The sequence below is a fragment of the Nocardioides sp. genome (assembly GCF_047602075.1).
GTDB lineage: Bacteria > Actinomycetota > Actinomycetes > Propionibacteriales > Nocardioidaceae > Nocardioides.
The window spans coordinates 598,111-614,533 of the sequence record NZ_JASGIF010000001.1 but is presented as its reverse complement, the minus strand read 5'-3'; the positions used below and the strand labels follow the sequence as shown (position 1 = coordinate 614,533).

The 16,423-nt window shown below is 70.5% G+C and carries 16 protein-coding genes; 4 read left to right on the top strand and 12 right to left on the bottom strand.

Going from position 1 to position 16,423, the window contains the following annotated elements; genetic code table 11:
• Nucleotides 1-97 precede the first annotated feature (97 nt).
• Genes QM714_RS03220 through QM714_RS03205 form a run of 4 tightly spaced genes read left to right on the top strand, consistent with a single transcriptional unit; the run spans nucleotide 98 to nucleotide 5,725 of the window.
• A complete protein-coding gene (locus tag QM714_RS03220; protein ID WP_415097508.1) occupies nucleotides 98-1,579 on the top strand; it encodes an amino acid permease in 1,482 nt (493 codons plus the stop codon).
• A gap of 3 nt (nucleotides 1,580-1,582) precedes the next feature.
• A complete protein-coding gene (locus tag QM714_RS03215; RefSeq protein WP_415097506.1) occupies nucleotides 1,583-3,031 on the top strand; it encodes an FGGY family carbohydrate kinase in 1,449 nt (482 codons plus the stop codon).
• Complete coding sequence (locus QM714_RS03210) at nucleotides 3,028-4,425, top strand: NAD(P)/FAD-dependent oxidoreductase (protein WP_415097504.1); 1,398 nt, start codon at nucleotides 3,028-3,030, stop codon at nucleotides 4,423-4,425. Before QM714_RS03215 ends, QM714_RS03210 begins: the two co-directional genes overlap by 4 nt.
• Entirely contained in the window at nucleotides 4,418-5,725 is a 1,308-nt protein-coding gene (locus tag QM714_RS03205) for an NAD(P)/FAD-dependent oxidoreductase (protein WP_415097502.1), read from the top strand. The genes QM714_RS03210 and QM714_RS03205 overlap by 8 nt, the downstream gene beginning before the upstream one ends.
• Before the next feature lie 15 nt (nucleotides 5,726-5,740).
• Here QM714_RS03205 and QM714_RS03200 read toward each other — a convergent pair whose 3' ends face one another.
• The 12 genes from QM714_RS03200 to QM714_RS03145 form a co-directional block, all read right to left on the bottom strand.
• Entirely contained in the window at nucleotides 5,741-7,030 is a 1,290-nt protein-coding gene (locus tag QM714_RS03200) for a dihydroorotase (protein WP_415097501.1), read from the bottom strand.
• On the bottom strand, nucleotides 7,027-7,977 hold the full coding sequence (locus QM714_RS03195; protein WP_415097499.1) for an aspartate carbamoyltransferase catalytic subunit: 951 nt from the start codon (nucleotides 7,975-7,977) through the stop codon (nucleotides 7,027-7,029). The genes QM714_RS03200 and QM714_RS03195 overlap by 4 nt, the downstream gene beginning before the upstream one ends.
• Nucleotides 7,974-8,564, bottom strand: a complete 591-nt coding sequence (gene pyrR / locus QM714_RS03190; protein ID WP_415097497.1) for a bifunctional pyr operon transcriptional regulator/uracil phosphoribosyltransferase PyrR — start codon at nucleotides 8,562-8,564, stop codon at nucleotides 7,974-7,976. Before pyrR ends, QM714_RS03195 begins: the two co-directional genes overlap by 4 nt.
• A gap of 251 nt (nucleotides 8,565-8,815) precedes the next feature.
• A complete protein-coding gene (locus tag QM714_RS03185) occupies nucleotides 8,816-10,207 on the bottom strand; it encodes a MinD/ParA family ATP-binding protein (RefSeq protein WP_415097495.1) in 1,392 nt (463 codons plus the stop codon).
• Nucleotides 10,208-10,315: 108 nt separating this feature from the next.
• Nucleotides 10,316-10,801, bottom strand: coding sequence for a transcription antitermination factor NusB (nusB, locus tag QM714_RS03180; RefSeq protein WP_415097493.1), 486 nt, complete (start codon nucleotides 10,799-10,801; stop codon nucleotides 10,316-10,318).
• Nucleotides 10,801-11,364, bottom strand: coding sequence for an elongation factor P (gene efp / locus QM714_RS03175; RefSeq protein ID WP_415097491.1), 564 nt, complete (start codon nucleotides 11,362-11,364; stop codon nucleotides 10,801-10,803). The genes nusB and efp overlap by 1 nt, the downstream gene beginning before the upstream one ends.
• Nucleotides 11,365-11,508: 144 nt before the next feature.
• Nucleotides 11,509-12,291, bottom strand: a complete 783-nt coding sequence (locus QM714_RS03170; protein WP_415097489.1) for an SIMPL domain-containing protein — start codon at nucleotides 12,289-12,291, stop codon at nucleotides 11,509-11,511.
• 66 nt (nucleotides 12,292-12,357) lie between these two features.
• Nucleotides 12,358-12,804: a type II 3-dehydroquinate dehydratase gene (locus QM714_RS03165; RefSeq protein ID WP_415097487.1), complete on the bottom strand. Its 447-nt coding sequence runs from the start codon at nucleotides 12,802-12,804 to the stop codon at nucleotides 12,358-12,360.
• On the bottom strand, nucleotides 12,801-13,919 hold the full coding sequence (aroB, locus tag QM714_RS03160) for a 3-dehydroquinate synthase (RefSeq protein ID WP_415097485.1): 1,119 nt from the start codon (nucleotides 13,917-13,919) through the stop codon (nucleotides 12,801-12,803). Before aroB ends, QM714_RS03165 begins: the two co-directional genes overlap by 4 nt.
• Nucleotides 13,912-14,451, bottom strand: a complete 540-nt coding sequence (locus tag QM714_RS03155; RefSeq protein WP_415097483.1) for a shikimate kinase — start codon at nucleotides 14,449-14,451, stop codon at nucleotides 13,912-13,914. Before QM714_RS03155 ends, aroB begins: the two co-directional genes overlap by 8 nt.
• The gene (gene aroC / locus QM714_RS03150; RefSeq protein ID WP_415097481.1) at nucleotides 14,448-15,626 is read right to left on the bottom strand and encodes a chorismate synthase; all 1,179 of its coding nucleotides are present in this window, start codon (nucleotides 15,624-15,626) and stop codon (nucleotides 14,448-14,450) included. Before aroC ends, QM714_RS03155 begins: the two co-directional genes overlap by 4 nt.
• 34 nt (nucleotides 15,627-15,660) lie before the next feature.
• Nucleotides 15,661-16,413 (bottom strand): prepilin peptidase, encoded by a 753-nt coding sequence (locus QM714_RS03145; protein WP_415097479.1) that lies wholly within the window; start codon nucleotides 16,411-16,413, stop codon nucleotides 15,661-15,663.
• Between the last annotated feature and the right edge of the window lie 10 nt (nucleotides 16,414-16,423).

The following is a 16,423-nucleotide window of genomic DNA, read 5'->3' as shown; positions in this document are numbered from 1 at the left end:
GCGGCTCCGACGAGAACTGGTCGACACCCTTGACACCCTAGTTCACTCCGCTATACAAAGCGGTCTAGTGCATATGGTCTATACCAAGGGAGACGACATGTCAGACCACTCCGCGCAAGACGCGCAAGAGCTGGCCCGGTTCGGCTACAAGCAGGAGATGGATCGCCGCACCGGCAAGTTCGCCTCGTTCGCGGTGGCCTTCGCCTTCGTGTCCATCGCGACCGGCATCTTCACCACCTTCGGCTCGGTGCTCAACACCTCCGGACCGATGGGCATCTGGACCTGGCCGATCGCGACTATCGGGCAGCTGGCGGTGGCCTTCCTGCTCGGCGGCCTCGCCGCGAGGATCCCGGTGACGGGCTACCACTACCAATGGTGCTCGCGCCTGGCCAACCCGGTGCTGGGCTGGATCTTGGGCTGGATCTCGTTCACGTTCTTGGCGATCGTGGTGGTCGCGGTCGACTACACCGTCGCGTCCACCGTCTTCCCCGTGCTCTTCAACTTCGAGGGCACCGCCAACAACTGCTGGGTGGTGACCGGGTTGATCATCTTGGCCCAGGCCGTCCTCATCGCCGTCTCCACGAAGGCCACCGAGCGGGTCAACAACACCGCGGTCAGCTTGGAGCTGATCGGCATGGTCGTGCTGACCGTGCTGCTCTTCATCGTCGCGGCCGCCCGCGGCATGACCGACTTCTCGAACCTGACCAGCAAGGGCGTCGTGCCCGCCGAGGGCTACTGGAGCTTCGGTGAGCTGACCTCGGCCGGGCCGTGGATGCTCGGCTTCCTGCTCGGCGCCTTCACCATCGTCGGCTTCGAGTCGGCCGCCAACCTGGCCGAGGAGACGAACGACCCCGAGACCGTCGTACCCCGTGCCATGTGGCAGGCCGTCGCCGCCTCCGGCGGCCTCGGCTTCCTCTTCATCGTCGCGGTCACCCTGGCCATCAAGGACCCGGTCGCGCTGGCCCAGTCGGGCACACCGATCGCCGACGTCATCCAAGACACCCTCGGCGGTTTCATCAGCACCTTGTTGCTGGTGCTGGTCAGCATCGCGATCTTCGCCTGTGGCCTGGTGATCATGCTGACCGGCGTCCGGCTCACCTGGGCGATGTCGCGCGACGAGCGGTTCCCCGGCTGGCAGGTGCTGCACCGGATCCACCCGACCTATCGCACGCCGCTGGCGGCCACCGTCTTCTTCATGGTGCTCGCCGAGGCCGTGCTGGCGATCTTCTCCCAGGACACCGACGTGCTGTTCACCCTCTTCGGTGCCGCCACGCTGCTGCCCGCGATCATGTACGCCAGCACGGTCACGCTCTACATCGTCAAGCGGAACAAGCTCCCCCACAGCGACAAGTTCGACCTCGGCGCCTGGGAGATGCCGCTGATCGTGGTGGCGGTGATCTGGCTGGTCTTCGAGCTGCTGCTGTTCCGCGACGCCAGCTTCGCCGACGCCTGGAAGTATGTCCTCGTGATGATGGCGATCGGCGCGGTCTACCTCGCCTACCTGCTGGTCTCGAAGGGAGTGCACGGACTCTCCATGCCAGACATGCACTCCATCGACGCAGAGCTGGACAACGAGTAGTCCATGAGCGCGATCCTGGCCATCGACCAAGGCACCTCGGGGACCAAGGCGATCGTCGTCGGTGAGGACGGCGCTGTCCTCGCCATCGCGGAGGAGCCGGTCCGACCGGACTACCTCGCCGGCGACGGGGTCGAGGTGGATCCGGAAGCGCTCTGGCGGTCGGTGTTGGACAGCGGGCATCGGGCCGTCGCCGAGGCAGGCGTCCCGTTGGCGGCGGTGGCGCTGGCCAACCAGGGCGAGACGGTGCTCGCCTGGGATCGAGCGACCGGTCGGCCGCTGACCCGCGCGGTGGTGTGGCAAGACGGTCGGTCGCGCAGCGTCACCGGCCGGCTGGCCGCGGACGCGGAGACGGTGGCCGCCCGGACCGGGCTGGTGCTCGATCCCTACTTCTCTGCGCCGAAGATGCGCTGGATCAGGGAGAACTGGACCAGCTCCGGCGTGGTGACGACCACGGACACCTGGCTCGTGCACCGGCTGTGCGGGGCATTCGTCACCGACGTCTCCACGGCCAGCCGCTCCCTGGCGTTGGCCATCGACGAGGTCGCCTGGGACGCCGGGCTGCTCGACCTGTTCGGGCTCGGTGGAGAGGAACTGCCGACCATCGTCGCCTGTGACGACGTGGTCGGCACTACCTCGGTCTTCGGGGCCGAGGTGCCGGTGTGCGGTCTGGTCGTCGACCAGCAGGCCGCCCTGCTGGCGCAGTCCTGTCTCGAGGCGGGCACGGCCAAGTGCACCTTCGGGACGGGTGCCTTCTTGCTGGCCAACGTCGGTGATCACGCAGTCCGGTCGAGCACCGGGCTGACCACCTCGGTCGCCTGGCGGCTGTGCGGCGAGACGACGTACTGCATCGACGGGCAGGTCTACACCGCCGCCTCGGCCGTGCGCTGGCTGGTGGATCTCGGCCTCCTCTCCGACGCCAGGGAGCTCGACGCGGTCGCGGCGGCAGAGTCCGGCGGTGTGCTCGCGGTGCCCACGCTGGCCGGCGCGGCGGCTCCGTGGTGGCGGTCGGACGCGACCGCCTCCTGGCACGGGATGACGCTGGCCACCGGACGCGGCGAGCTGGTCCGGGCAGTGCTGGAGGGCATCGCCACCCAGGTCGCCGTGCTCGCGCGCTCGGTGGCGACCGACCTGGGCAGCCCGACCTCGGTGCTGCGGGTGGACGGCGGGCTCACCCAGTCGGCTGCCCTGATGCAGGCCCAGGCCGACATCGCCCAGACGCCTGTCGAGCTCTATCCCGGTGCCCATGCCACGGCGCTCGGCGCCGCCGCGGCTGCTCGACTGGCGATCGATCCCGATCTCTCTGTCGCGGACGCGGTGGGCGACTGGGAGCCCGAGCGCCTCTACCAGCCGCAGTGGTCGGCCGATCGTGCGGCGACCCATCTCGACCGGTGGATCCGAACTCTCGAGTCCGGTCTCTCCGCCGACGAAGACTCTCCCTCGGGCGTCGCATGACGACCTACGACGTCGCGGTCGTCGGCGCGGGAATCGTGGGCGCGGCCATCGCGCGAGAGCTCGCCGGAGCCGACCTCTCGGTGGCCCTGGTCGAGGCGCGGGTGGACGTCGGTGACGGCACCAGCAAGGCCAACACCGCCATCTTGCACACCGGCTTCGACGCCAAACCGGGCACGCTCGAGTCGCGGCTGGTCGCCCGTGGCTACGAGTTGCTCGGCGCCTATGCCGAGCAGACCGGGATCCCCGTCGAGCGGACCGGCGCCCTCCTGGTCGCCTGGACCGAGGAGGAGCTCGCCGCACTCCCCGCGCTGAAGGAGAAGGCCGAGGCCAACGGCTACCACGCCTGCGAGCTGGTCGACGCCGATGCCGTCTATGCGACCGTTCCTGCCCTCGGCCCGGGCGCCCTCGGCGGCCTGACCGTGCCCGGCGAGTCGATCATCTGCACCTGGACCACCAACCTCGCCCTGGCCACCGACGCCCATCGACGTGGTGCCGCCGTGCTCACCCGACACCCGGTCAGTGGTGTCGAGGTGGGCGACGGTGTGACGCACTTAGAGACCCCGAGCGGCCGGGTGTCGGCCCGCTGGCTCGTCAATGCGGCTGGTCTCGGCGCGGACCACCTCGACGCGTTGTTGGGCTTCGACCGGTTCACGGTCACCCCCCGCCGCGGAGAGCTGCTCGTCTTCGACAAGCTCAGCCGCCCGATGGCACCAGTGGTGGTGCTCCCGGTGCCCTCCTCGAAGGGCAAGGGGGTGCTGATCAGCCCCACCATCTACGGCAACGTCATGCTCGGCCCCACCGCGGAGGATCTGACCGACCGAGGTGCGACGGGCACCAGTGAGGCCGGCTTCGACTTCCTGCTCGGCAAGGGCGGCACCCTGATGCCCGACCTGCTGGACGAAGAGGTCACGGCTGCCTACAGCGGTCTGCGCGCGGCTATCGACCATCCTGACTACCTGATCGAGCTGGACGCCGATCTGCGCTACCTGTTGGTCGGCGGCATTCGGTCGACCGGCCTGACCGCCGGGATGGCGATCGCCGAGCATGTCGTCGGGATGCTCACCGACGCTGGCCTGGACTGCACCCAGCGCGCGGAGCTGCCGGCCCCGCCGCAGATGCCCAACCTCGGCGAGGCGACGCTCCGGCCCTACCAGGACGACGCGCGGATCGCCAACGATCCGGCCTACGGCACGGTCGTGTGCTTCTGCGAGCGGGTCACTGCCGGGGAGATCCGGGACGCGCTCGCCTCCGACCTGCCCCCCGCCGACCTGGACGGACTGCGCCGCCGGACACGCGCGATGAACGGGCGCTGCCAGGGCTTCTACTGCGGTGCCGTGGTGAGTGAGTGTCTGGCCGAGGGATCGGTGCCGCCGGAGGTGATCGCCCATGGCTGAGAGCGACCTGCGGCGGGTTCGGGTGCTGGTGATCGGGGGCGGGCCGTCAGGGCTCGCAGCGGCGACCGCGCTGGCCGACTCCGGCCAGGTCGTCGTGGTCGAGCGCGAGCAGTGGGCCGGCGGGATCCCTCGACACAGCGACCACACCGGCTACGGCCTGCGCGACCTGCGCCGGGTGATGCGCGGACCGGCGTACGCCGAAACGTGGCGCTCCCGTGCGCTGGACGCCGGGGTCGAGCTGCTCGAGTCCACGATGGCGACCGAGTGGGCCGGCGACCGGACCGTCCGGCTCACCTCGCCGCGTGGGCGGACGACGATCACCGCCGACGCGGTCGTGCTCGCCACCGGTGCCCGAGAGCGGCCACGGACCGCCCGCCGCATCCCCGGGGACCGGCCACCCGGCGTCCTCACCACGGGGCAACTGCAGAACCTGGTGCACCTCCAGCACGCTTCGGTAGGCAACCGGGCCGTCGTGGTCGGCGCGGAGCTGGTCAGCTGGTCGGCCGCGCTGACGCTTCGCGAGGCAGGCTGCCGGACGGTCGCGATGACCACCGTGCACGAGAAGAGCGAGTCCTACTCCGCCTTCCGTCTCGCCGGCCGCGCCGCGCTGCGAGCGCCGGTGCTCACCCGCACCGAGGTAGTGCGCATCGACGGTCGCGAGCGAGTGGAGTCGGTGCTCGTCCGCGATCTCGACACGGGTGCCGAGCGCGCGCTCGCCTGCGACACCGTGGTGATGACGGGCGACTGGATCCCGGACCACGAGCTCGCCCGCTCGGGTGGCCTCGACTTAGACGCCGGCACCCTGGGCCCGAGCGTCGACGCCGCGCTGCGCACCAGCGCGCCCGGGGTCTTCGCGGTCGGCAACCTGCTCCACCCGGTGGACACCGCCGACGTCGCAGCACTCGACGGCCTGCACGTCGCACCGGCCGTGCTGGAGTGGTTCGCGACCGGCTCTACCCGCTCCGGTGTCCCCCTCACCGCGGCCGCCCCGCTGCGCTGGATCGCACCCCAACAGGTGGATCCGCGCGGCGCCGGCCCAGCCCGAGACCGGCTGCTCACCTGGTGCGATGCCTTCGTGTCGCTGCCCGTCGTCGAGATCCACCAAGGCGGCGCCCTGGTGACCCGCCGTCGGCTCCCCTGGCCGGCCGCGCCGGGCCGCGTCTTCCGGATACCCGCCAATGTGCTGGACGGCGTCGACCCGGCCGGTCCACCAGTCGAGGTCTCCCTCGCCGGTCGATCATCACCTGACGCCGGCCTCCTGGTGCGTACGGCGCGGCAGGTGGGCCGTACGCACCAGTAGACCGGCCCGGCCAACTCAGGTGAGCTTGCCGTCCAGGACGGTCGGGCGTCCGTGCAGGAACGTCGCGAGGACCCGCCCGGGCAGCTCCATGCCGGCGTACGGCGTGTTGCGCGACAGCGAGGCCAGCGAGCCGGAGTCGACGACACTGCGCGCCGAGGGGTCGTAGAGCACCACGTTGGCGGGCTCACCCACCTCGAGCGGCCGACCGTGGTCGCTGAGCCGACCGATCCGCGCCGGGGCATAGGACATCCGCTCGGCGACGCCGGCCCAGTCCAGCAGGCCGGGGTCGACCAGGGTCTCCTGGACGACGGAGAGCGCGGTCTCCAGCCCGAGCATCCCGAACGCGGCCGCCGCCCACTCGCAGTCCTTGTCCTCGAGCGGATGCGGCGCATGGTCGGTGGCGACGATGTCGATGGTGCCGTCCGCCAACGCCGCGCGGAGGACCTCCACGTCGGCGCCGGAGCGCAGCGGCGGGTTGACCTTGTAGATCGGGTCGTAGGTGGTCGCCAGCTCGTCGGTCAGCAGCAGGTGGTGCGGGGTCACCTCGGCGGTGACCTGCCATCCGTTGGCCTTGGCCTGCCGGACGATCTCCACCGACCCGGCCGTCGAGACGTGGCAGACGTGCAGGCGAGAGCCGACGTGGGCGGCGAGCAGGCAGTCGCGCGCGATGACCGCCTCCTCCGCCACCGCCGGCCAGCCGGCCAGGCCGAGCTTGCCGGAGAGCTCGCCCTCGTTCATCTGGGCGTTCTCGGTCAGCCGCGGCTCCTGGGCGTGCTGGGCGATGACGCCGTCGAACGCCTTGACGTACTCCAACGCGCGGCGCATCAGCAGCGGGTCGCTGACGCACTGGCCGTCGTCGGAGAACACCCGGACCCGGGCGGCGGAGTCGGCCATCGCGCCCAGCTCGGCCAACCGCTCCCCGGCGAGCCCGATGGTGACCGCGCCGACCGGGAACACGTCACAGTGCCCGGCCTCCCGACCGAGCCGCCAGACCTGCTCCACCACACCCGCCGTGTCGGCGACGGGGTCGGTGTTGGCCATCGCGTGGACCGCGGTGAACCCCCCGAGCGCGGCTGCCTGGGTGCCTGACTCGACAGTCTCGGCGTCCTCTCGACCGGGCTCGCGCAGGTGGGTGTGCAGGTCGACCAGTCCGGGCAGCGCGATCAGACCGCTCGCGTCGACCACCTCCGCGCCTTCCGCACTCAATCCCGCGCCGATCTCGGCGATGACGCCGTCGCGCAGCAGCAGGTCGGTCGGCTCGCCGCCGAGGATCGAAGCACCGCGGATCAGATAGATCGTGCTCATGCCTCGGCTCCTTCAGCCTCGTCGGTGCTGTCGGAGCCGCTCAGCAGCAGGTAGAGCACTGCCATCCGGACGGCCACGCCGTTGGTGACCTGCTCGACGATGACCGATCGCTCCGAGTCGGCCACGTCCGCGGTGATCTCCATGCCGCGCACCATCGGGCCCGGGTGCATCACGATAGTGTGGTCTTGGAGAGTGGCCATCCGACGACCGTCGAGGCCGTAGCGGCGGGAGTACTCCCTCGCGCTCGGGAAGAACGCGGCGTGCATCCGCTCCCGCTGCACCCGCAGCATCATCACCACGTCTGCCTTCGAGATCACCGCATCGAGGTCGAACGACGTCTCGACCGGCCAGCTGTCGACCCCGACCGGGAGGAGCGTCGGCGGGCCGACCAGGGTGACCTCTGCGCCGAGCGTGTTGAGCAGCAGCGCGTTGGAGCGGGCGACCCGCGAGTGCAACACGTCTCCGACGATGGCCACCCGGCGGCCGTCCAGCGAGCCGAGGTGCCGGGTCATCGTGAACGCGTCGAGGAGAGCCTGGGTGGGGTGCTCGTGGGTCCCGTCCCCGGCGTTGAGCACGGCAGAGTTGACCCAGCCCGAGTTGGCCAGCCGGTGCGGGGCGCCCGAGGCGCCGTGTCGGATCACGACGGCGTCGCAGCCCATCGCCTCCAAGGTGAGCGCGGTGTCCTTGAGCGACTCGCCCTTGGACAGCGAGGAGCCCTTGGCCGCGAAGTTGATCACGTCTGCCGAGAGTCGCTTGGCCGCCGCCTCGAAGGAGATCCGGGTCCGCGTCGAGTCCTCGAAGAACAGGTTGACCACGGTCCGGCCACGCAGCGCCGGCAACTTCTTGATCGGTCGGTCGGCGAGCGAGCGCAGCTCGGCTGCCGTGGAGAGGACCAACTCGGCCTCGTCGCGGTTCAGATCACCGGCGGAGAGAAGGTGGCGCTTCACGACTGGTCACCTCCCGGGGTGCCCTCGATGGTGACGGCGTCCGCCTCGTCGACGCCAGCGAGGGTGACCTGCACCCGCTCGACCAGCGAGGTGGGCAGGTTCTTCCCGACGAAGTCCGCCCGGATCGGGAGCTCGCGGTGGCCACGGTCGACCAGCACCGCGAGGCGCACCGCTCGCGGTCTGCCGATGTCACCGAGCGCGTCCAATGCCGCCCGGATCGTGCGACCGGAGAACAGCACGTCGTCGACCAGCACCACGACCTTGTCGTCGATGCCTCCCGAGGGGATCTCGGTCGGCAGCAGGGGCCGGGCCGGCTTGAGCCTCAGGTCGTCGCGATACATCGTGATGTCCACGGAGCCCACCGGGACGTCGTACCCCTCGACGGCGGAGACGCGCTCGGCGATGCGATGCGCGAGCGGGACACCCCTGCTGGGGATCCCGAGCAGGACCAAGTCGTCGGCGCCCTTGTTGCGCTCGAGGATCTCGTGCGCGATGCGGTTGAGTGCTCGGGAGATGTCCCTCGCGTCGAGGACGACTCGGCCCTCGGATGGGGCGGCCTCGGCGGCCGCGGTCTCGGGTGCGGGCATCGGAATGCCGGACCTCCTTCTCCGCCTCGCTGGACGGCTCGTTAAAGGATGTCGATGACGCCCTCTCGGCGTCGAGGCGACGCTATCAGAGGGCGCAGGCCCCAGCCATCATCCGGCTCGTGCTGTGGTGGCCCCGACCCATCTCCCGCGGTCCTGTGGTGGCTTGGGACCCGATACACGAGGCACTTTGCCACCACAAGACCGCGGCAGACGCACGAACACCGCGGCAGACGCCCACCCAGGTGCAGGTATCAGAGGGCGCGCGCCATGGCGGCACAGGCGGTCAGCCACGATCGTCTGGTCGGCTCGGAGAGCTGGCCATAAGGCACTATCGATCCGGAGACCAGGGCCGGGTCGTAGGGCACGCGGTGCACGCCTCGGGTGCGCTGCTCGTAGACCGACGTCAGGTCGCGGGCCAGCGCAGGGTCGACCGTGGGCGAGGGATCGCACAGCACCGTGAGCGTCTTCTGCTTCAGGTCGGCGTAGCCGGCGTCTTGCAGGGCATCGAGCATCCACAGCCCGCTGTAGCCGGTGTCTTCACGGACCGTCGACGTCACCACGAGCAGGTCCGCGGTCTCGGCCGCGGCCAGCCAGTTCTCGGCCCGCATGTTGTTGCCGGTGTCGACCAGGATCACCCGGTAGAACCGCTGCAAGAGCCGGTGGACGGCGGTGAAGTCCTCGGCACGGATCATCCCGGTCACATCGGGTCGTTCGTCGGAGGCGAGCACGTCGAAGTGGGCGTCGCCCTGGGCACGCACGAACGCCCCCAGATCACCGATCCGGGACTGGTAGACGTCACTGAACCGCTCGAGATCCTCCAGCAGCTCGCGCGTGGTGTTGCGGTGGGTGCTCCGCATGCCGCGGATGCCGAGCGTGCCTCGCGTCTCGTTGTTGTCCCACGCGATCACTCCACCGCCACGGACGGTGCCGAAGGTGTAGCCCGCCGCCAACACACCCGTCGTCTTGGCCGCACCACCCTTGGGGTTCACGAAGGCGATGGTCCGCGGACCGTCGAAGTCACGCTGGATCATCCGCCGCGCCTGCAGGTGGGCACGCTCATCGGCGCCCATCCCTGGCCGCACCAGGCCACCGGTCCACCGACGCACCCGTCCCCGCCAGCCCCAGTGGGCCGGGCCGTCCTCTCCGGAGTCGCTGCGGCGGTCCAAGAAGTCGGTCGCCGTCACCACCCGGTGGGCCCCCGGTGCGTGCCGGGCGGCCGGCGGCGGAGTCGCGGGCAGTGGAGCGGCAGGCGATGGGGCCGGAACCTCCTCAGGCGCGGGCTGCATCGCCGTGGGAGGCATCGCCCTCGCAGGTGCGGCCAAGGGCGGACCGATCGGCGAGGCGCCGAAACCCGGCACGGGGTGCGACTCCTCGTGGGCGGCTGGTGGCACGTCCGACATCGGGGCGTACGGCGCCTCGGCGGCCGGTGGCTCGTCCAGGTCGGACCCGATCGGCTGCCGGGGAACCGTGGAGACCTCGCCCTCCTCGGAAGCCTCGGCCTCGTGGGCGTGCCGAGCGCTGTAGCTGTCCAGGTCGTCAGCGATGCCGAGCGGGTCGTCGTACATCTGCGGACCCGCTGCCGGTTGTTCGTATGCCATCTCGGAGCCCTCCCAGGCGCGCGGCGCACCTCCCGATCGGTGCATCCTGGCTCCCCCACCCTAGACGAAAGCAGCCTGCCGCCGCGGTAGCGCGGTTCGCCGAGCCGCCAAGCAGCGTCTTCGCCACCACCACCGAACCCGAGCGCTCCCCTCCTAGGGGGCCGGAGCCTCTACGGCGTCCTCCGCGGCCGCCTCACCCACCACGGCCTCGTCGAGCGCCTCGGGCTCGTCGAGGTCGAGCAGGTCCTTGTCGCGCAGCAGCGCCCCGAGGATGCCGTTGACGAAGCCCGGCGAGTCGTCGGTGGACAGCTCGCGCACCAGCGCGATCGCCTCGGAGACGGCCACCGGGTCGGGCACGTCGTCCTCCCAGAGCAGCTCGTAGCCGCCGATCCGCAGCGCGGTGCGGTCGATGGCCGGCATCCGCTCCAGCACCCAGCCCTCGGAGTAGGCGCGCAGCAACTCGTCGATCCGGCCCTGGTGCGCAGCGACCCCGCGGACCAGGAGGGCGGTGTAGTCGTTGGTCGGTCCCTCGCCCTCGGCGATCCGCTGCTCCAGCGTCGCCACCGGGTCGTCCCCCCGCAGTTCACAGGCGTAGAGCAGGTCGAGGGCGCGCTTGCGTGCCTTGGAGCGCGCCGCCATCAGCTGCTGACGCGACCGAGATAGGAGGAGTCGCGGGTGTCGACCTTGACCTTCTCGCCGGTCGTGATGAACAGGGGGACCGCGATGGTGTGACCGGTCTCCACGGTGGCGGGCTTGGTGCCGCCAGTGGAGCGGTCGCCCTGCAGCCCAGGCTCGGTGTAGGTGATCTCCAGCTCCACCGACGCGGGCAACTCGATGTAGAGCACTCGGCCCTCGTTGGTGGCCACGATGGCTTCCTGGTTCTCCAGCAGGAAGTTGCTGGCATCCCCGACGATGTCGTCGGCGATCTCGAGCTGGTCGTAGGTGCCGGTGTCCATGAAGACGTAGGACGAGCCGTCGTGGTAGAGGTACTGCATCGTCCGCTTGTCGACGTTGGCCACCTCGACCTTGACGTCGGCGTTGAAGGTCCGGTCCACAGTCTTGCCGGACTCGACCGACTTCAGCTTGGTGCGGACAACCGCGCCACCCTTGCCGGGCTTGTGGTGCTGGAACCAGATGACCTGCCAGAGCTGGCCGTCCAGCTTGAGCACCATGCCGTTCTTGAGGTCGTTGGTTGTTGCCATGCGCGCGTGTCAGCCTTACGTCGTCGAAGAATGGGTCCGTCGAGGGGATCGTCCGCCGACGGAAGTCGTACGCCGCCCCGCGGTCGGCCGATTCTATCGCCCACGCCCTCCGGATCCCAGTTCCCACCCGCGTCCGGCCGGTGGTCAGCCGAGCGACCAGATCACCTCGACCCGGACGGAGAGGTCACTCTCACCGGCCCGGATCGGCACCTTCATGCCGGCGGAATCGGCGGCCGTGCGATAGGAGAGATCGCGAGACACGGGCGCGGACACCGATAGTTCGCGGATCTTCTGCACCGTGCCCAGCTCCTGGCCGGCCGCACCGGCGTACTGCTCTGCCTTCGTCTTCGCCTGGTCGATCGCCGCGTCTCGCGCCTCGGCGAGGGCCTTCTCGGGGTCGGACACCTGGAGGCGGATGCCTCGCACCCGGACGTCGTTGCCGCCGGCATCGACGGCGGCGGTGATCGCAGCGCCAGCCTTCGACAAAGTGCGCACCTCGACCCGCGCCCGCTGGGTCACCCGATAGCCGGTGAGGGTGGGCGGACTGCTCTCGTGATAGGCGTACTCCGGATCCATCGACAGTCCGGTCGTCTGCACATCACCCTTCTCCACGCCATAGTCCGCGAGCTTGTCGAGCACCCGCTTCATGGTGGCGCTGGAGTCCGCCAAGGCCGAATCGAGATCGGTGCGCTTCACCGTCACCGAGAGGCTGAACGTCAGCATGTCAGGCACCGCACTGACCTCTCCGCGCCCCACCATCCGGACCATCCCCGAGCCGCCTTCGGGGGTCGCGTCAGGCTCAGCCGCATTCGCCGCACCACTTCCGCCTCCGTTGACCGCGCCGATCAGATAGGCGACCGCAAGCGCGAGCGCCACCACGACCGCCAGCAGGAGACTGCTCATCCGCACCGTCACCGGTCGATCCATCGCACTACCCCTCTCAACTCGTCCGAGGGTGGGACGGCCGGCGATGCGACCCGGTTCCCTCCCGTCCTAGAGAGTGGCGAGGAGCTCGAGGGCCTGGCGGTAGCCGTCGATGCCCTGGCCGGCGATGGTGGCGAGCGCGTAGGGCTCCACTACCGATGTGTGCCGGAAGACCTCGGGGCGTTGGCGTGGATCGGAGATGTGCACTTCGACGAGGGGAGCGGTGAGCTGGGCGCAGGCGTCGAAGATCGCCCAGGAGTAGTGCGTCCACGCGGCGGCGTTGAGCACGACCGGCGTCTCGTCGTCGGCGGCCGCGTTGAGCCAGTCGAGCAGCTCACCCTCGTGGTTGGTCTGCCGCACCTCGACGGCCAACCCGAGCTCCCGACCCCAGGAGACACACAGATCGGCCAGCGCGGCGTGGGTGGTGTGGCCGTAGATCTCCGGCTGGCGACGCCCCAGCCGGCCCAGGTTGGGACCGTTGAGGACCAGCACGGGCGTGGCCTCGACCTCGGTCACGAGCCCACCTCCGCGATCGCGTCGAAGGCCGCGATCAGTGCCTCCTCGGGGGGGGCGGTGAGCACCCGTGGACGCGCGACGTCGTCGAGCACCAGGAACCGCGCCGTGGAGCCGCGCGCCTTCTTGTCGATCGCCATGGTCTCTCGCAGTTCGACGAAGGGCACGGCAGAGTACGACGTCGGCAGGCCGACGCGCGCAAACGCCGACCGGTGCCGAGCCACGACCTCCGGCGGCAGGGACCCCACCCGGCCCGCGAGCTCGGCGGCGTAGACACAGCCGATCGCCACTGCCTCGCCGTGCCGGATCGTGTAGTCCTCGGCACGCTCGATGGCATGGGCGAGGGTGTGTCCGTAGTTGAGCACTTCGCGCCCCGGGTGCCCGTCGGTGCCGCCGGTCTCCTTGAGGTCGGCGACGACCACGTCGATCTTCACCGCGATCGCACGCTCGACCAGCTCACGCAGCACGGGTGAGTCGGCATCCAGACTCTCCGGATCGGTCGACTCGACCAGGTCCAGGATCGTCGGATCGGCGATGAAGCCGCACTTGACCACCTCGCCGAGGCCCGCCACCAGCTCCTCGCGCGGCAGGGTGCGCAGCAGAGCCAGGTCGCAGAGCACTCCGGCGGGCTCGTAGAAGGAGCCGACCAGGTTCTTCCCGGCGCCGGTGTTGATGCCGGTCTTCCCACCGACCGCCGCGTCGACCATCGCCAGCAACGTCGTGGGCATATGGATCACCCGCACGCCTCGCAGCCAGGTCGCTGCCACGAAGCCACCGAGGTCGGTGGTCGCCCCTCCGCCGAAGGTGACCACGGCGTCGGAGCGGGTGAAGCCGGCCCGACCCAGCGACTCCCAGCACTCGGCGGCCACCGCGGCCGTCTTCGCCTCTTCGCCGGGCGGCAGGCCGAGCGCGAGCACCTCGTAGTGGTCTCGCAGGACCACCCGGACGCCCTCGGCCAAGTCGTCGAGCTCCAGCGCATGGATCAGCGCGACCCGTTGCACGCCTGGCCCGAGCAGCCCTGGCAGACGGTCGGCCAAGCCGCTGCCGACCACGACGTCGTACGGGGCCGCGCCACGCACCGGCAGCACCGTCGGCTCATTCATCACCGGCTCAGCCATCGTCGGCACCGTTCGGGTCGGCCAATGCGGCGAGGATCTCGTCGGCGACCTCCTGCGGCGTGCGGCCGTCGGTGTCGACCACGACCGTGGCGACGGACTCGTAGATCGGCGTCCGCTCGTCCAGCAGTGCCTTCACCCGGGCTCGGACGTTGCCGAGCAGGAGCGGCCGACCGGTGCCGAGGCCGACTCGCTGGACTGCGTCGGCCAGGCCAACCCGCAAGAACACCACGCTCTGATCGGCCAGCAGCTTCCGGGTGCGGTCGTCCAGCACCGCGCCACCGCCGAGGGAGAGGACGCCGGTGTGCTGCGCCAACGCGGCGGCGACAGCGGTCGCCTCCAGCTCCCGGAAGTGCTCCTCGCCGGAGTCGACGAAGATGTCGGCCACCGACCGACCCTCGCGGGTGACGACGTCGGCGTCGGTGTCGCGCAGGGGCAGACCCCACGCCTCGGCGATCAGGTGACCGACAGTGGTCTTCCCGGCGCCCATCGGCCCGATCAGCACCACGCGCGGTCGGGTAGGCGCCGCGCTCACCGGAACCTCAACGTGTCCAGATAGCTCTCCGCGTTGCGCCGCGTCTCTCGGACCGAGTCGCCTCCGAACTTCTCCAGCACGGCATCGGCGAGCACCAGCGCCACCATCGCCTCGGCGACGATGCCGGACGCGGGAACGGCGCAGACGTCCGAGCGCTGGTGGTGTGCCACCGTCTCTTCACCCGTGCTGACGTCGACGGTCCGCAGGGCGCGAGGCACGGTGGCGATGGGCTTCATCGCGGCGCGCACCCGCAGCACCTCACCGGTGCTCATGCCGCCCTCGGTGCCACCGGCGCGCCCGGAGGTCCGACGCAGACCGTCCTCACCGGGCACGATCTCGTCGTGGGCTTGTGAGCCGGGGGTGGCCGCGAGGTCGAAGCCGTCGCCCACCTCGACGCCCTTGATCGCCTGGATCCCCATCAGCGCCCCGGCCAGCCGGGAGTCGAGCCGTCGGTCCCAGTGCACGTGCGAGCCGAGCCCCGGCGGCAGATCATAGGCCAGCACCTCGACCACACCGCCGAGGGTGTCGCCGTCGGAGTGCGCCTGGTCGATGGCGGCGACCATCGCCGCGCCGGCCTCCTGGTCGAGACAGCGCACCGGGTGGGCGTCCAGGCGCTCCTGGTCCTCCGGCACGGGTACGACGCCCGCGGGCGCCGCCGCCGATCCGATCCGCACCACGTGGGAGACGATGCGTGCCCCGACCGACTGCTCCAGGAACTGCATCGCCACCCGACCGAGCGCGACCCGAGCGGCGGTCTCCCGGGCGGAGGCCCGCTCGAGGATCGGCCGTGCCTCGGGGAAGTCGTACTTCTGCATTCCGACCAGGTCGGCGTGGCCGGGGCGGGGCCGCGTGAGTGGCGCGTTGCGGGCCAGCGCTTCGAGCTCGACCGGGTCGACGGGGTCGGCCGACATCACCTTCTCCCACTTGGGCCACTCGGTGTTGCCGACCTCGATCGCGACCGGGCCCCCCTGGGTCTGCCCGTGCCGGACACCGCCGACCAGCCGCACCTCGTCGGCCTCGAACTTCATCCGCGCGCCTCGGCCGTAGCCGAGCCGTCGGCGCGCCAACGCGTCGGCGATGTCGGTCGAGGTCACCTGGACGTGGGCCGGCAACCCCTCGAGGATCGCGACCAGAGACGGTCCGTGGGACTCTCCCGCGGTGAGCCAGCGCAGCATGGGGCCAAGTCTTTCACGCTCCCGCCGGGCGGCATCACCGGGAGACGAGCGCCGTCCAGATCGGCTGGCCCCACAGCACGCCGACCAGAGCGCCGACGATCATTGCCGGGCCGTAGGGATAGGCGACCTTGAGCAGCTTGCGGTCCCAGCGGGCGATCGCGACCACCAGGCCGGGCAACCCGAAGACCAGGAAGCCGGCGTAGATGCCCACCACCAGGGCGCCGATGCCGAGGTAGCCCAGCATCAGTCCGAGGACCCCGCTCAACCGGACATCCCCGAATCCCATCCCGCGGGGGTAGATGAACCACAGCACGAAGTAGAGGACGAAGCAGACCAGGGCCGAGATCGCCGCACGCATCACCGCGGCGCCGTCGCCGGTGGCCACCGCCGCGATCAGGATGCCGGCGACGACGACGGCGTAGGTCGGCCAGATCAGCCGCACCGGAAGCAGACGGGTCCGCAGGTCGATGACCGACAGCGCGGTCAACAGCGGCACAGCGGGCACCAGCAGGACCAGCGCCCAAGACGCCCCCTGTGACCACCCGACGAGGCCACCGACGGCCGCACCGATCAGCGCAGACTGCCAACCAAGACCCGAGCGGGCGGCAATGTCGGCGTAGAGCTCCTTCGCCGGCTCGTCAGCGTCATCGTGGGCCAACACCTTGATGTCGTCCAGGTTCTCTCGCCCGGGGTCGGGCTCGGGCAGCCGACCGATCAGGAGCGGCACCAGGAGCCCTCCGAGCCCCCCGATCACGGCACAGATCAGCGCCACGAACCCGCTCGCCACCGCTCAGCCC

Bases quoted from the DNA above. Each gene is read 5' to 3' on its own strand.
- QM714_RS03210 (WP_415097504.1), top strand. From the start codon at position 3,028: ATGACGACCTACGACGTCGCGGTCGTCGGCGCGGGAATCGTGGGCGCG.
- QM714_RS03170 (WP_415097489.1), bottom strand. From the start codon at position 12,291: ATGGATCGACCGGTGACGGTGCGGATGAGCAGTCTCCTGCTGGCGGTC.
- QM714_RS03220 (WP_415097508.1), top strand. From the start codon at position 98: ATGTCAGACCACTCCGCGCAAGACGCGCAAGAGCTGGCCCGGTTCGGC.
- nusB (WP_415097493.1), bottom strand. From the start codon at position 10,801: ATGGCGGCGCGCTCCAAGGCACGCAAGCGCGCCCTCGACCTGCTCTAC.
- aroB (WP_415097485.1), bottom strand. From the start codon at position 13,919: ATGGCTGAGCCGGTGATGAATGAGCCGACGGTGCTGCCGGTGCGTGGC.
- QM714_RS03215 (WP_415097506.1), top strand. From the start codon at position 1,583: ATGAGCGCGATCCTGGCCATCGACCAAGGCACCTCGGGGACCAAGGCG.
- QM714_RS03205 (WP_415097502.1), top strand. From the start codon at position 4,418: ATGGCTGAGAGCGACCTGCGGCGGGTTCGGGTGCTGGTGATCGGGGGC.
- efp (WP_415097491.1), bottom strand. From the start codon at position 11,364: ATGGCAACAACCAACGACCTCAAGAACGGCATGGTGCTCAAGCTGGAC.
- QM714_RS03200 (WP_415097501.1), bottom strand. From the start codon at position 7,030: ATGAGCACGATCTATCTGATCCGCGGTGCTTCGATCCTCGGCGGCGAG.
- aroC (WP_415097481.1), bottom strand. From the start codon at position 15,626: ATGCTGCGCTGGCTCACCGCGGGAGAGTCCCACGGACCGTCTCTGGTC.
- QM714_RS03185 (WP_415097495.1), bottom strand. From the start codon at position 10,207: ATGCACCGATCGGGAGGTGCGCCGCGCGCCTGGGAGGGCTCCGAGATG.
- pyrR (WP_415097497.1), bottom strand. From the start codon at position 8,564: ATGCCCGCACCCGAGACCGCGGCCGCCGAGGCCGCCCCATCCGAGGGC.